We start from the raw sequence: 13,907 nt of genomic DNA, 5'->3' as shown, positions 1-13,907 counted from the left end.
TCGGCGCGCTTTCGCCGGATTTTATGGGGCGGCCCTTGGGCCGCCCCATTGCGTGTTGACGGGCGCCGCACTACCCTTTCTTAGAAGAGCAAGAGCAGTAAATCGTAAGGGGGTCCCCGCGTGCCCGTATCCATTCTTCGCAGCTTGACCTGTGCGGCCCTGATGGCCGCCGCCGCCCCCGCCGTGCAGGCAGAGGGGCTGGCCGGATCCTACCTGGCCGGACGCGCCGCGACCTATGACAGCGATTTTGCCGCTGCGGCGCTGTATTACACCCAGGCGCTGGCACGTGACCCGCAGAACCCGCTGCTGATGGAAAACGTGGTCTTCGCCCAGCTCGCCATGGGCAAGGCGGAACTCGCCGTGCCGGTCGCCGAACGCCTGCGCCAGACTGGCGCGCGCAGCCAGGTGGCCAGTATCGTTATTGCCGGCGGCCATGCGGCCGACGGGAATTTCCAAGCGCTGCTGGACCGCGATCTTGAACGGGAGGCGATCCACCCGCTGGTCGACGGGCTGCTGGAAGGCTGGGCGCATATCGGCACCGGCTCGGTGTCCAGCGCGCTCAAGACGTTTGACCGGATGGCCAAGGACAGCAGCCTGAAGCCGTTTGTGCTCTATCACCGGGCGCTGGCGCTGGCCTCTGCCGGCGATTACGGCGGTGCGGAGGAGCTTTTTGCCGCCGAGGACGGACGCTTGGCCAGCCTCAGCCGCCGTGCCGCGGTGGCGCGGGTCCAGATCCTGTCGCAGCTGGGCCGCAACGAGGAAGCCCGCGAGACGCTGCAGGCAGCCTTTGGCAGCCGCCTCGACCCAGGGCTGGAAGTGCTGGATGCGCAGCTGCAGGACGGTGAAACCCTTGCTTATACCATTGCACCTGGCCCGCGCGAGGGGATTGCCGAGGTCTTCTTTACCCTGGGGGCGGCGCTGAACGGCGATACTGCCAATGACTACGTGCTGATGTACGCCCGCATGGCGGCCTCGCTGCGCCCGGACCATGTGGACGCCATCCTGCTCAGCGCCAGCCTGCTGGACCAGCTGGGCCGCTATGAGCTGTCGGTGGCGACCTACAAGCAGGTGCCGCGCAGCCATCCGGATTACCACGCCGCCGAGCTGGGCCGCGCCGAGGCGCTGCGCCGCGCCGCCAAGCCGGATGCGGCGATCGAAGTGCTGGAACAGCTGACACGTGAATTTCCGGACCAGCCCGGCGTGTATGTCAGCCTCGGCGACCTCCTGCGCCAGCAGGAGGACTATGCCGCGGCAGCCCGGGCCTATGACAAGGCTTTGGCCAACTCGCCGGAGGACTCCGGCAGCCGCTGGTTCCTGCTTTACGCCCGCGGCATCTGCCATGAGCGGCTGAACCAGTGGGAGCAGGCCGAAGCGGACTTCCGCGCCTCCCTGGCGCTGGAGCCGGACCGGCCGCAGGTGCTGAACTACCTGGGCTATTCGCTGGTGGAGAAGAGCAGCAAGCTGGATGAGGCGCTGAGCATGATCGAGCGCGCCGTCGCGGCGCGGCCGGATTCCGGCTATATCGTCGATTCTCTTGGCTGGGTGCTGTACCGCATGGGCCGCTTTGACGAGGCGGTGGCGCATATGGAGCGCGCGGTGGAGCTGATGCCGGTGGATCCGGTGGTTAATGACCACTTGGGCGACGTGTACTGGGCCGTGGGCCGTGCGCGTGAGGCGGAGTTCCAGTGGAAGCGCGCACTCTCCTTCATCGACCCGGAAGACACTGACGGCGAGGCGGACCCCGATCGCATCCGCCGCAAGCTGGACATCGGCCTGGACGCGGTGCTGGCCGAAGAGGGCGCGAAACCCCTGAAGGTCGCCAATGGCGGCTGAGGTCTTTGCGCCCGCCAAGATCAACCTGACCCTGCATGTGACCGGCCGCCGGGACGACGGCTATCACCTGCTGGATTCCCTGGTGGTATTTGCGGACACCGGCGACCGGCTGCTGCTGGAGCCCGGCCCGGAGATGGCGCTGGAGGTCTACGGCCTGTTTGCGGACGGGGTGCCCGCGGATCAGCGCAACCTGGTTTGGAAGGCCGCCTCCGGGGCGGGCTGGACCGGGCGCATCAGCCTGGACAAGCAATTGCCCCATGGCGCCGGCATCGGCGGCGGCTCCTCCGACGCCGCCGCTGTCCTGCGCGCGCTGGCCGGGCAGGGCGCCGGCATCCCCCAAGACCTGCCACTGTCGCTTGGCGCCGATGTGCCGGTCTGCATGGCGGCCCGCGCGTCCCGGATGCAGGGCATCGGCGAGCAGGTCACGCCGGCCGAACTGCCGGAGCTGAACGCGCTGCTGGTCAATCCGGGCGTGCATGTGCCGACAGGCACGGTCTTCTCCGCGCTGGCCGCGCGCGACAACCCGCCGATGCCGGAGGGCATTCCTTCCTTCACCTCCGCCGGGGATTGCGCTGCCTGGCTCGCAGAACAGCGCAACGATCTGGAAGCCCCGGCGATCACCGCCGCGCCGGACATCGGGCGGGTCCTTTCAGATCTGCGCAGCTCCCGCCAGGCTTTGCTCGCCCGCATGTCGGGGTCAGGCGCCACCTGTTTTGCGCTCTACCCCACGAAAAAGGCCGCCCACATGGCGGCCTATGAGGTTGGGGCAGAGCATCCCGGTTGGTGGTGCAGCGCCGTCACGTTGACCTGATCCGCAGCCCCGCAAACAGGGATCTCCCGCCCGCGGGACAGCGCATCAAAGATGCTTGCCCGCCGTTGGGCCTGGCGCCGGGCTTGCGCCCGGCGCGACGCGCCCCTTCACCTTTGTGAAAATACTCCTGGGGTGAGGCCGTCAGGCCGAGGGGGCAGCGCCCCCTTCCCACGGTCAGTTCAGCCGCGCCACCACGTAATCGGCCAGATCGCTGAGCATGGTGCGGATCTCGTGATCGGGCAGCACCTCCAGCGCCGCGCGCGCCTTGCCTGCCCAGGCCAGCGCATCCTGCCGCGTGGCCTCTAGCGTGCCGTATTTCGCCATCAGCGCCAGCGCCTCTTCCAGGTCGCCATCCTGCTGCTTGCCTTTTTCAATCGTGCGGGTCCAGAAGGCGCGCTCCTCAGCCGTCGCCTGCGCCACCGCCTTGATCACCGGCAGCGTCAGCTTGCGCTCGCGGAAGTCGTCGCCCACGTTCTTGCCGGTCGCCTTGCTGTCGCCCTGGTAATCCAGCAGGTCATCGGCAATCTGGAACGCAATCCCCAGCGCGTCACCATATTCAAACAGCGCCTTCACCTGCGCCTCCGAAGCCCCGGCAATCACCCCGCCCACCTCGGTCGCGGCCGAGAACAGCGCCGCGGTCTTGCCGCGCACCACCTGCAGATAGATGCCCTCATCGGTCTTCAGGTTCGACGCTGCGGTCATCTGCAGCACCTCGCCCTCGGCAATGGTCGCCGAGGCATTGGCCAGGATGTCCAGCACCCGCAGGCTCTCCGTCTCGACCATCAGCTGGAAGCTGCGGGCAAACAGGTAGTCGCCCACCAGGACAGAGCTCTTGTTGTCCCACAGCAGGTTCGCGGTGGGCCGCCCGCGCCGCTGGGCGCTTTCGTCCACCACATCGTCATGCAGCAGGGTGGCGGTGTGGATGAACTCTACTGTGGCGGCCAGTTTCACGTGGTGGTCGCCCTCGTAGCCGCACATCCGCGCCGCCGCCAGCGTCAGCATCGGCCGCAGCCGCTTGCCCCCCGCTTCGACCAGATGCGCGGTCACCTCGGGGATGCGCGGGGCGTGTTCGGAGGCCATCCGGGTGCGGATCAGCACATTCACCGCCTCCAGCTCCTGGCTCAGCGTGGCGGCCAGCATCTCATGCGGCTTCCGGGTCATCACTTGGTCCATCACTTTCCCGCTCGCAAGGCTCGACAAGGCGCAGGCCTTGCCCTTAGATCCAAATCCATGAAAGAGCTTTTGCGCAGCACCGATCCGACGATCATCGCCTTTGCCTCCGCCCTTCTTGAGGGTGAGGATATAGACTGCTTTCAAATGGACGTAAATATGAGCGTCCTGGAAGGCGGGATCGGAATTTTCCCGCGCCGTCTGATGGTTCGCGCCGATGATTACGACGACGCGCTGGTGGTGATGCGCGACAATGAAATCCCGCTGGGACGATGAGCGGCTTCCGCGAAGATGAGCTGACCCGCAACGGCTTTCTCGACGGCAGGGTGCAGCTGTGGCAGCCCGCACGCGGCTACCGCGCCGGGGTGGACCCGGTTCTGCTGGCGGCGGCGGTACCTTCGCGGGCAGGGGAAGCGGTGCTGGAGCTGGGCTGCGGTGCCGGCCAGGCGCTGCTGTGCCTTGGGGCGCGGGTGCCGGGGCTGGCCCTGGCGGGGGTCGAGCTGCAGGCGCCTTACGCGGACCTCGCCCGCCGCAATGCTGCCGCCAACGGCCAGGCTATTGATGTCCATGAGGCCGACCTGTCCGCCCTGCCAGAGGCGCTGAAGCAGCGCCAGTTTCATCACGTCATCGCCAATCCGCCCTATTACAAAGCAGGCGCGCACAGTCAGGCGCGCGACGCGGGCCGCAAGGTCGCCTTAGGAGAGGGCACGCCGCTGGCGGACTGGATTGCCGCCGCCGCCCGCCGTCTTGCGGCCAAGGGCCGCCTGCACATGATCCAGCGCGCCGACCGGCTGCCCGATATGCTGGCGGCTTGCGATGGTGTTCTGGGGTCGCTGGAGGTGCTGCCGCTGGCCCCGCGCCAGGGCCGCGCGGCGGAATTGGTGATCCTGCGCGCGCGCAAGGGCGGGCGGGCAGGCTTCCGTCTGCATGCGCCGCTGATTCTGCATGAAGGCGACCGGCACGAACGCGACGGCGAAAGCTACCGGCCGGAAATACGCGCCATTCTGCGCGATGGCGCAGCGTTGCCCTGGCCCGCCTGAGGCGCGGTTTTCCAGCGGCGCAAACTTAGGAGCGGGGCCGGCCGGTTTCAACCTTTAGCGAATCCAACCCAGCCGGTTTCTGCTAGAATGCGCCGCCGCCTGCGGCAAAATGCGCGGCGCATAGCCGATATGAAAATTTCATGACAAAAATACTGCGGCTGCAGCGTGACAGATGCGGGAACTTATGCTCCACTCTTTATGTCTTACACATCTAGCTCAAAGAAGGAGGGTTGCCATGAGCCTCAGCTCGCATCTGACCGAACTTAAGAAGAAGCACGAGCACCTGAGCATGGAAGTGGAACAGGCCCAACGGTCGCCCAGTACCGACGGGCTGCAAATTGCAGCGATGAAGAAACAAAAGCTCAAACTGAAGGAAGAGATTGAGCGCCTGACCGCCGAAGCGGTCTGAGGGTTCTTGCCGGGGCCTAGCCCGGCAGACGATGGGGAGGGCCAGCCCGGTGCGGCGGCCCTCTTTTTTATTTGGGAGGCCTCTTGTTCGGGCGGCCGCTATGCGGCGCCGGTGCTGGCCCGGGCAGCAATCAGCGCCCCGCCCGTGATCAGCGCCGCCGCCAGTGCCAGCCCCCAGGAGGCCGCGGCAATCCCCGCCAGCACCAGGATCAGTGTCGACAGCAGGGGGGCCGCATAAGAACTGGTGCCAAGCATCTGGATATCTCCCTGCTTGACGCCGATGTCCCACACATAAAACGCCAGCCCGACGGGCCCGAGGCCCAGTAGCAGGGTAGACACCCAGCCCAGCGTGCCCGCGGGCCAAACGGTTTCCTCCAGTGCGAAATGCAAGCCCCAGGAGGCCGCGGCAGTGGCCAGGCAGAACACCGCAACCGAACTGGTCGGCGCCCCGCCCACCAGCCGCGACAGCACCGAATAGCCGGACCAGGTCAGCGCGCACAGCAGCGCCAGCCCGTAGCCCGGCAGGTACTGCGCCTCAAACCCGCCGCCGCCGCCGGAAATAATGGTGGCCGCCCCGGCAAACCCCAGCACAGCACCGATCAGATGCCCCGCCTTCAGCCTCTCGCCGGGCAGCAGGCCGGAGAACAGCACGATCAGCAAGGGCCACAGGTATGCGATCAGCCCGGCCTCTGCCGCCGGGGCCAGCCGCAGGGCGGAGAAATACAGCGCGTGATAGCCAAACAGCCCCAGCGTGCCGAAAACGTATACCCGCCACGGCACATGGCGCAGCTGTGCCAGCTTGCCCGCCGCCACGGTCCAAATCATCCCCAGAGTGCCGCCGATGGTGAAACACAGCGCATTCAGCAGCAGTGGCGGCGCTGGCTCCGACCCGACGGTCAGCAGCGCAAGCAGCGCCCAAAGCAGAACAGCGATAAAGCCAATGGCGGTCGCGCGGGTGCGGGTCATGGATGTCAAAGGTCCTTCACGGGCACGATTTCAAAGTCGTCCCACATATGTGCGGTTTTCTCGATCTCTGCAAAGTACCAATCGCGGAAAGCCGCAATCTGCGGCCGGTCCTTGGCTTCCGGCAGGCACAGGAACCGGAACCGCGCCTCTGTCTGGATCGCCAGTTTGAAGGGGGCAACCAGCCGCCCCTCCCGCACGTCCTTGATGATCAGCGGCCGACGCCCCAGCGCCACGCCCAGTCCGGCACAGGCCGCGTCGATGGCATGATCGGGGGCCGAAAAATGGGTGCCGCTTCCGGGGGTAAAACCGACACCCGCCGCGCGCAGCCAGGTCGGCCAGTCGCAGCCTGGCGCAACGATGCTGAGGGAATCGTCAAAGATCAGCGGCGCATCGCGCAGTGCTTCCGGGGTCGGGAACTGCTCGAACAGCTCCGGCGTCATAACGGGCGTCAGCCAGTCGGGCCGGGTGCCGTAGGACGCCAGCCCCACGTCGTCCGAGACACCAAAGCGGATCGCCACATCGACATCGCCGCGGCGCAGATCCACCACCTTGAGCGAGGCGGACAGCCGCAGTTCGATCTCCGGGTGGGTGCGGGCAAATTCGAACAGCCGCGGCGCCAGCCATTTCGCTGTCAGCGCAGGCCCTGCCGTCACCGTCAGCGTGGTTTCATCCAGCAGCCGCCGGGTGGTTTGCCAGGCCTGTCCCAGGATGCGGAAGCCTTCATCGGCGCCGGGGGCCAGCGTCTCGCCCGCCTCGGTCAGCTCCACCGCCCGGTTCAGGCGCCGGAACAGCGGCTGGCCCAGATGCTCCTCCAGCGATTTGATCTGAAAGGACAGCGCGGCAGGGGTCACGTTCAGCTCTTCCGCCGCCTTGGCAAAGGACATGTGGCGGGCAGCAGCGTCAAAGGCGCGCAAAGCGGTAAGGGGAGGCAGGCGGTCAGTCATGCTCAGATAAGTATACCTTAACTGAACGTCTGCAAAGTCTCGTTTGTGCGTTTTACGTTGGGTCCTCATATTAGGTGCAGGTAAAGGATACTGATCCGAAAGGAGGCCTGAAATGCTGGAATATTCTGCTGATGCCGCCGTGAAGTCCGCGATGGCCCGCGCCCACGCCGAACGCGGCCAAGTGCTTAAGCTGGCCTGGACGTGGTTGCTCAGCAAGAGGCCGGTGCCAGCCCTCCGCCCCAAGGTTTCCCGCTGGGCCTGAGCGCGCTCTGATTCGAGAATAGGCACTTACGGGATAGGAAAAGGGCCGGTCCATCTGGACCGGCCCTTGCCGTTACTGCTGAAGAAACAGCTTAGACGAAGAACTGCGCACCGTTGGCAGAGATGGTCGAGCCGTTGATGAAGCCCGACTCGTCAGACGCCAGGAAGGCCACGCAGCGGGCGATCTCTTCCGGCTCGCCCAGGCGGCCGGCCGGGATCTGGGAGATGATCGATTCGCGCACCTTCTCCGGCACTGCCATCACCATCTCGGTGGCGATATAGCCGGGGCAGACCGCGTTGGCAGTGATGCCGGCGCGGGCGCCTTCCTGGGCCAGCGATTTCACGATGCCCAGGTCGCCTGCCTTGGTCGCGGCATAGTTCACCTGCGCGAACTGGCCTTTCTGACCGTTGATCGAGGAGATCACGATGACGCGGCCGAACTTGCGCTCGCGCATGCCGGGCCAGATCGGGTGCACGGTGTTGAACACGCCGGTCAGGTTGGTGTCGATCACCTCCTGCCACTGCTGCGGCGTCATCTTGTGGAACGGCGCGTCGCGGGTGATGCCGGCATTGGCCACAACGATGTCGATCGGGCCCATTTCCTCTTCGACCTTGGCGATGCCGGCGGCGCTTTCCTCGTAGCTGCCAACATTCCACTTATAGGTCTTGATGCCGGTCTCGTCGGTGAATTTCGCCGCGGCTTCGTCATTGCCGGCATAGGTTGCCGCAACGTTGCAGCCCTGCGCCTTCAGCGCCTGGGAAATTGCTGCGCCGATGCCGCGGGAGCCGCCTGTGACGAGTGCAGTACGTGCCATTCGAGAATCCTCCAGTATTGGTCACTTGGTAATCTTGCTACAGTTTTCACACTGGGAGAGCAACATTATTGCGCGGGTATTTTCTGCGGTGCCGCGTAAAAATTGTCGCACCCGCCGCGTGAGCTTTTTTGCAGGTGCAGTATAGGCCAGGATTGTAAAAGAAAAAGGACGCCGCGGGGGCGTCCTCCTCATTTTACGGTCAGTTGCCGGTATTATGGGCGCTCCACGCACATAGCAACGCCCATGCCGCCGCCGATGCACAGCGTGGCCAGGCCTTTCTTGGCGCCGCGGCGCTTCATTTCGAACAAGAGGGTGTTCAGCACCCGGCAGCCCGACGCGCCGATCGGGTGGCCGATGGCGATGGCGCCGCCGTTCACGTTCACGATCGACGGATCCCAGCCCATGTCCCTGTTCACTGCGCAGGCCTGGGCGGCAAAGGCTTCGTTGGCTTCGACCAGATCCAGGTCGTTGACCGACCAGCCGGCCTTTTCCAGCGCCTTGCGGGAGGCATAGACCGGGCCGACGCCCATGATCGACGGGTCCAGGCCGGCGGTTGCATAAGACGCGATGCGAGCCAGGGGCTCGATGCCGCGGCGCTCGGCCTCATCGGCGCTCATCAGCAGGGTGGCGGCGGCGCCGTCGTTCAGGCCAGAGGCGTTGGCCGCGGTGACAGACCCGTCCTTGGTGAAGGCCGGGCGCAGCTTCTGCATCGCTTCCATAGTGGCGCCGTGGCGGATGTATTCATCCTGGTCCACCACGGTCTCGCCCTTGCGGTGTTTGACGGTGAAGGCCGCGATCTCGTCCGCGAACTTGCCCGCTTTCTGTGCCGCTTCCGCCTTGTTCTGCGAGGCGACGGCAAATTCATCCTGCATGTCGCGGGAGATCTGCCACTGCTCGGCAACGTTCTCGGCGGTCTGGCCCATGTGGTAGCCGTTGAACGCATCCCACAGGCCGTCGCGGATCATCGTGTCGATGTATTTCATGTCGCCCATTTTGTGGCCCGCACGCAAATGCGCGGCATGGGGGGACAGGGTCATGTTCTCCTGGCCGCCGGCGGCAACGATGGAAGCATCGCCCAGCTGGATGTGCTGCGCACCCAGCGCAACGGCGCGCAGGCCGGAGCCGCAGACCTGGTTGATGCCCCAGGCGGCGCTTTCCTTGGGCAGGCCCGCATTGATGTGCGCCTGGCGGGCCGGGTTCTGGCCCTGGGCGGCGGTCAGCACCTGGCCCAGAATGGTTTCCGACACTTCGGATTTGTCGACACCGGCCCGCTCCACCACGGCTTCCAGCACCGCGGCGCCCAGATCATGGGCAGGGGTATTGGCGAACGCGCCGCCAAAGGAGCCGACGGCGGTGCGCGCGGCCGATGCGATTACAACATTGGTCATTGATTTCTGGTCCTCTGCCATCATTTTGGTCTACCGGAAAAGCGCCGCGCAACCGTTCGAGCCGCGGCTGCGCAACAATCTTTCCCGTATCCTCCGGGTACCGGCATAATCTATTGCTGCACGTGCAGCAATTGACAGGGTGTCCCAGCCGGCGCGCAAGAGTCAACCGCCAGAAACGTCCTCCGCCGCAGGATTTCCGTCAGTACTGGCACGGGGTGCTGCAGGGCAGCGGACGCAGGCGCCGGGACGGGGCAGGGGGCGGCTTTGAAAGCCGCTGCAAAGACAAGGCTGTAGAGGACGGGGCAGGGGGCAGTGCCCGCGTCAGCGGGCGGCGGCGGTACCGGCGGCAGGCGCCGCAAGGCGCCTCCGGCTTGCAGGGGGGGGCGGGTGCTGCGGAAAACCCAGCCCCTATCCGGCTTGCTGGCGCTGCTTCATGTCTTCGATCCAGGGCGGCGACACCGACGGCGCGCCGTACAGGTAGCCCTGCAGGCAATCCACCCCGTTTTCCACCAGAAAGGCCGCGTCTTCCTGGTTTTCCACCGACTCGGCGACGATGAACATGTCGAACTGCTTGGCAATGCCGATCAGGGCCCGCACAACCGACTGATTGTCATGGCTGGCGTGAATGCCGCGGACGAACTGGCCGTCGATCTTGACCGCGTCAAAGAAGAACTGGCGGAAATGGCCGATCGCCGTTGTGCCAGCGCCGAAATTGTCGAGCGCGAAGGAAATCCCGTGCTGCTGCATCCGGCCCATGAAATCCAGCACAAGCTCCGGCGCGGCCATGACCGAAGCCTCGGTGAGTTCCAGCACCAGGCGTTCGCCCAGCGTGGCATCGCCTTTCAGACACCGCTGCAGCACCTGGGTCCAGCGCTGATAGCCGATGGAACGGGCGGACATGTTGATGGACAGGCGGATCTGCGGGAACTTCTCCAGCACCTGCAGGCCGTGCTGCAGCGCCAGGCAGTCCATCTCGCGGCCGATTTCTTTGTCCTCGACCACATGCATGAATTCCCGGGCGGGAATCACCCGGCCGGTCGGGTCCAGCACCCGGATATAGCCTTCGTAAAAGGCGACGCCATGCGGCGCCATGGCCTGCATGACGGGCTGATAGGCCAATACGGTCTGGCCGTGCTTAACCGCTTCGGCAACCATATCCAGCGTGGACCGGTCGCGGCCGGCCACTGCCGCGCTCAGCGGGTTTTCGGAGCCCTCGGGCAGATCTGCCATCGCGTTTCGTCTGTTCATGTGCTGCTGCGGCCCTGTTCCGGCAATGATGTGACACAATATGATGCTCCGGGCAGCGTCGCGCAAAAGGGTTGAGCCGGGATTAAAGTTCAAATTTGACGGATCCGCCTGCCCCGGCTGGCCTCAGCCGCCAAAGCCCGGCGTGCCTGTATCTTCGGGGTGGCGCTTCAGATGGGCGGCTTTGATCCCGGCAGAGGTCTCGCGGCTGCCGTCGTGGCTGTAGCCGGGCGGCGCAAAGGCATAGAGCAGCCGCTGTTTCCAGGTCAGCCCGGGCTGGGCCATGTCCTTGAAAATGCCGATCCATTCATGAAAGGCCACGCGCAGCGGGTTGAAGGTGGCAATGTTGTGCACCAGGCCGAAATCAGGCCGGTCGTGGTCCTGTTCCGGTACGAAGGTGCCGAACAGCTTGTCCCAGATGATGAAGACGCCGGCATAGTTGCAATCCAGATAGCGCGGGTTCCTGCCGTGATGGGCACGGTGATGGCTGGGGGTGTTCATCACCGCCTCGAACCAGCGCGGCAGGCGGTCAATCGCCTCGGTATGGATCCAGAACTGATAGATCAGGTTCAACCCGCCGCAAAACAGCACCAGCGCCGGGTGGAACCCCAGAAGAACCATCGGCGCCTTCACCACCATCATAAAGGTGAAGGTCCCGGTCCAGGTCTGCCGCAGCGCGGTAGTGAGGTTGTAGTGCTGGCTGGAATGGTGGTTCACGTGCGACGCCCAGACCCATCGGATGCGGTGGCCAAAACGGTGCACCCAGTAATAACGCAGGTCATCCAGCACAAAGCACGCCACCACCGCCCACAGCGAGGTGCCCATGTCCAGCGGCGTGATCTGCCACAGCGTCATCAAGAAGCCCCAGGCGATAAAGCCCAGAAGCAGCCCCTCGGCGACGCTGCCCGCGCCCATGATCAAGGAGGTGACTGCATCGCGGGTCTCGTACCGGCCGCCGCGTTTCCTCAGGGCGATCCACAGGAATTCGGCCAGGATGGCGGCAATGAAAAACGGCACCGCCAGCTGGGTCGCGTCGGGATAGGTGAGGTCGCCGCTCATGCTGTCTCCCCGCCGGACGCAATCACCGCCTGCCACCGGGCGCGTTCTGCCCGCGTCAGGGCGACGGACACGCCAGGTGCGCTGAAGTCTTTGAAACTGATGCGCAAACCCCCGGCAGATTCGGCGATGGCAGCGCCGCCCAAGTGCCGCGCCACGGAATCTGCGCCGAACGCCCAGACCAGGCCCGGACCGCTGTCCGCGGCAATCAGCGCAGCATGGCCGCTGGCGGCGGGAAGCACGTTTTGGACCCTGTCCTGAGGATACTGGCGCAGCCAGGCGGCGCGGCTGCTTTCAGCCGTCAGAACCGCCTGCCGCGACCGCCCGGTCACATGCAGCAGCACGGCAATAGCGGTTATTCCGCCCGCAACCAGGGCCAGCAGCAGTTCCAGCGGCATCGCGTCCTCCCGCGGGCAGACTGGCGGCCCGCCGGAAGCCTGTCAAAGGTGGCGTGGGGTCAAGCGCCGCCGCCGCTCCCGGGGGCGGAGCGCAGGCGGGCTGCGGGCCAATGGCCCTGTGGTCTACACCGCCGCCACCGTGCTCTGGCGCGGCGCCAGCACTTGCATCTGCACCACGCGCTCGACAAAGGGCACCAGCCCCTCCGGCCCGGAGCTGCGGTCCTTGAGGTGGATGCAGACGTCCGGCCTGAGGGCGGCGATGATGCCGATCAGGTCGCCGCGGGTCTGGTCATCCAGCCCGGCGCCCATGATAACGCATTCAATGCGCGGCTCGGTTTCCAGCTGGCGCACCACTTCGGGCTGGTCGTGCGCGCCCAGCCATTGAATCGGAAGATGGTCAAGCTGCTCTGCAACATTGCCAATGACATTCGGCAGCTTGCCGATCAGTAACACAACAGGTTTCATTTCACTCTCCACCCTACACGCGGGCGCCTTATCGGGACGTCCCTCAAGAGTGAAATAGTGCGAATTTTTGCCGGGTCAGGTAGCGGCTTCCAGGTCAGAAGGAATAGGTGATTGACCTGCCTTTGCCCTTGTCGCGGGTGAAGGTCACCCTGCTGCCGTCCACTGAAACGGATAAGCAATTTTCGGGCAGCTGCTTTTGATCGATATAGACGTTGCGGCAGAAGAAGCGCCGGTTCCAAACCCAGGCGCCCACGATTTTCTCCCCCCTGGGGGAAACACCGGTCAGTTTTCCGTCTGCGCTGGCGATGACCCAATGATCGCCAGCTACAAGTTTCTTGCCGGCGACAGCGGCCATGAAATCCTTTTCTTTCTTGATGGCTCCGGCGCCGGCTGGTGCGGCGGCTATCACGCTGAGCGCCAGGGCACAGGCTGTCAAACGCAGGAATTTCATGAGATCCCTCCCGGTATACTTGTTAACAGAACACCGGGAGAATGTGTCAGATCAGCCCGTTTTATTCAATCCGCGGCTGAGGCGGCTGCAGTGTCTTCGCCTATCATTGCCGCGATGATCTGCTTGGCGCTGTCCGAGTTCCACTCGGCATCGCCCAGCAGCCGCGCAACCTCCTTGCCATCGCGGCCCAGGAGCACCGTGATCGGCAGGCCGATCACCGCCATTTCGCGGGCCAGCGCCTGTTTCGGGTCCTGGTGGCGGGGCAGGCTGTTGATGCCGTTCTCGTCAAAGAACTTTTGTATGCCCGCGGGCGAGTTGCGTCCCGTGGCGATGGTCAGCACCTGAAAATCCTCGCCGCCGAATTCCTGCTGCAGCTCTTCCAGCTGCGGCATCTCCTTGCGGCAGGGGGCGCACCAGGTGGCCCAGAAGTTCAAGAGCACGATCTTGCCCTGATAGTCGGCCAGGGTCGCGGTGCCTGCGCCGTCGGCCAGGTCGAACGCGGCGGCGGACACATCGCGCGGCTCGGCATGCACGACCAGCTTCTTCATCGAGCCGTCGCGCAGGGCCTCCAACTGCGCCTGATCCGCCGCAGCCGCGGCATTTGCACCCAAGGCGAGGGCCATATAAAGGGAAAGCTGACGAAACAGACGCATATT

Annotated in this window: 17 protein-coding genes; 6 read left to right on the top strand and 11 right to left on the bottom strand. The window is 65.1% G+C overall.

All coding sequences use genetic code 11. The features are described 5' to 3' along the window. The first annotated feature begins 120 nt into the window (after positions 1-120). Together CAER_RS0109580 and CAER_RS0109575 are read left to right on the top strand one after the other, a co-directional pair. On the top strand, positions 121-1,833 hold the full coding sequence (locus tag CAER_RS0109580; RefSeq protein ID WP_027235145.1) for a tetratricopeptide repeat protein: 1,713 nt from the start codon (positions 121-123) through the stop codon (positions 1,831-1,833). Continuing rightward, on the top strand, positions 1,823-2,644 hold the full coding sequence (locus tag CAER_RS0109575) for a 4-(cytidine 5'-diphospho)-2-C-methyl-D-erythritol kinase (protein WP_027235144.1): 822 nt from the start codon (positions 1,823-1,825) through the stop codon (positions 2,642-2,644). The genes CAER_RS0109580 and CAER_RS0109575 overlap by 11 nt, the downstream gene beginning before the upstream one ends. A gap of 174 nt (positions 2,645-2,818) precedes the next feature. On the opposite strand, the gene CAER_RS0109570 is transcribed toward CAER_RS0109575, so the two are convergent. After that, complete coding sequence (locus CAER_RS0109570; RefSeq protein WP_027235143.1) at positions 2,819-3,817, bottom strand: polyprenyl synthetase family protein; 999 nt, start codon at positions 3,815-3,817, stop codon at positions 2,819-2,821. Between the two features lie 57 nt (positions 3,818-3,874). On the opposite strand from CAER_RS0109570, the gene CAER_RS0109565 reads away from it, so the two are divergent. From CAER_RS0109565 to CAER_RS29225, 3 genes are all read left to right on the top strand, one after another. Beyond that, positions 3,875-4,090 (top strand): putative signal transducing protein, encoded by a 216-nt coding sequence (locus CAER_RS0109565; protein ID WP_027235142.1) that lies wholly within the window; start codon positions 3,875-3,877, stop codon positions 4,088-4,090. Then, on the top strand, positions 4,087-4,854 hold the full coding sequence (locus tag CAER_RS0109560; protein ID WP_027235141.1) for a tRNA1(Val) (adenine(37)-N6)-methyltransferase: 768 nt from the start codon (positions 4,087-4,089) through the stop codon (positions 4,852-4,854). The genes CAER_RS0109565 and CAER_RS0109560 overlap by 4 nt, the downstream gene beginning before the upstream one ends. Before the next feature lie 235 nt (positions 4,855-5,089). After that, complete coding sequence (locus CAER_RS29225) at positions 5,090-5,263, top strand: YdcH family protein (RefSeq protein WP_008557220.1); 174 nt, start codon at positions 5,090-5,092, stop codon at positions 5,261-5,263. Between the two features lie 98 nt (positions 5,264-5,361). On the opposite strand, the gene yddG is transcribed toward CAER_RS29225, so the two are convergent. Then, positions 5,362-6,228 carry an aromatic amino acid exporter YddG gene (yddG, locus tag CAER_RS0109550; protein WP_027235140.1) on the bottom strand — a complete coding sequence of 289 codons (867 nt, stop codon included), beginning with the start codon at positions 6,226-6,228 and terminating at the stop codon, positions 5,362-5,364. Between the two features lie 5 nt (positions 6,229-6,233). Continuing rightward, positions 6,234-7,172 carry a transcriptional regulator GcvA gene (locus CAER_RS0109545; protein WP_027235139.1) on the bottom strand — a complete coding sequence of 313 codons (939 nt, stop codon included), beginning with the start codon at positions 7,170-7,172 and terminating at the stop codon, positions 6,234-6,236. 112 nt (positions 7,173-7,284) lie between these two features. Between CAER_RS0109545 and CAER_RS30150 the strand changes: the two genes are divergently transcribed. Continuing rightward, positions 7,285-7,434, top strand: a complete 150-nt coding sequence (locus tag CAER_RS30150) for a hypothetical protein (protein ID WP_167332321.1) — start codon at positions 7,285-7,287, stop codon at positions 7,432-7,434. Positions 7,435-7,525: 91 nt separating this feature from the next. Here CAER_RS30150 and phbB read toward each other — a convergent pair whose 3' ends face one another. From phbB to CAER_RS0109500, 8 genes are all read right to left on the bottom strand, one after another. Next, positions 7,526-8,248 (bottom strand): acetoacetyl-CoA reductase, encoded by a 723-nt coding sequence (phbB, locus tag CAER_RS0109535; protein ID WP_027235138.1) that lies wholly within the window; start codon positions 8,246-8,248, stop codon positions 7,526-7,528. A 212-nt stretch (positions 8,249-8,460) separates the two neighbouring features. Next, positions 8,461-9,636: an acetyl-CoA C-acetyltransferase gene (locus tag CAER_RS0109530; protein ID WP_027235137.1), complete on the bottom strand. Its 1,176-nt coding sequence runs from the start codon at positions 9,634-9,636 to the stop codon at positions 8,461-8,463. Between the two features lie 408 nt (positions 9,637-10,044). Then, the gene (locus CAER_RS0109525; RefSeq protein ID WP_027235136.1) at positions 10,045-10,884 is read right to left on the bottom strand and encodes an EAL domain-containing protein; all 840 of its coding nucleotides are present in this window, start codon (positions 10,882-10,884) and stop codon (positions 10,045-10,047) included. Positions 10,885-11,007: 123 nt separating this feature from the next. Further along, the gene (locus tag CAER_RS0109520) at positions 11,008-11,940 is read right to left on the bottom strand and encodes a sterol desaturase family protein (protein WP_027235135.1); all 933 of its coding nucleotides are present in this window, start codon (positions 11,938-11,940) and stop codon (positions 11,008-11,010) included. Beyond that, positions 11,937-12,335, bottom strand: a complete 399-nt coding sequence (locus tag CAER_RS0109515) for a hypothetical protein (RefSeq protein WP_027235134.1) — start codon at positions 12,333-12,335, stop codon at positions 11,937-11,939. Before CAER_RS0109515 ends, CAER_RS0109520 begins: the two co-directional genes overlap by 4 nt. 123 nt (positions 12,336-12,458) lie before the next feature. Further along, positions 12,459-12,800: a hypothetical protein gene (locus CAER_RS0109510; protein WP_027235133.1), complete on the bottom strand. Its 342-nt coding sequence runs from the start codon at positions 12,798-12,800 to the stop codon at positions 12,459-12,461. 94 nt (positions 12,801-12,894) lie between these two features. Next, a complete protein-coding gene (locus tag CAER_RS0109505; protein ID WP_027235132.1) occupies positions 12,895-13,251 on the bottom strand; it encodes a hypothetical protein in 357 nt (118 codons plus the stop codon). A gap of 65 nt (positions 13,252-13,316) precedes the next feature. Then, entirely contained in the window at positions 13,317-13,904 is a 588-nt protein-coding gene (locus CAER_RS0109500) for a TlpA disulfide reductase family protein (protein WP_245597347.1), read from the bottom strand. Positions 13,905-13,907: the final 3 nt, after the last annotated feature.

The organism is Leisingera caerulea DSM 24564 (genome assembly GCF_000473325.1).
GTDB lineage: Bacteria > Pseudomonadota > Alphaproteobacteria > Rhodobacterales > Rhodobacteraceae > Leisingera > Leisingera caerulea.
This window is presented reverse-complemented; position numbering and strand designations above follow the sequence as displayed.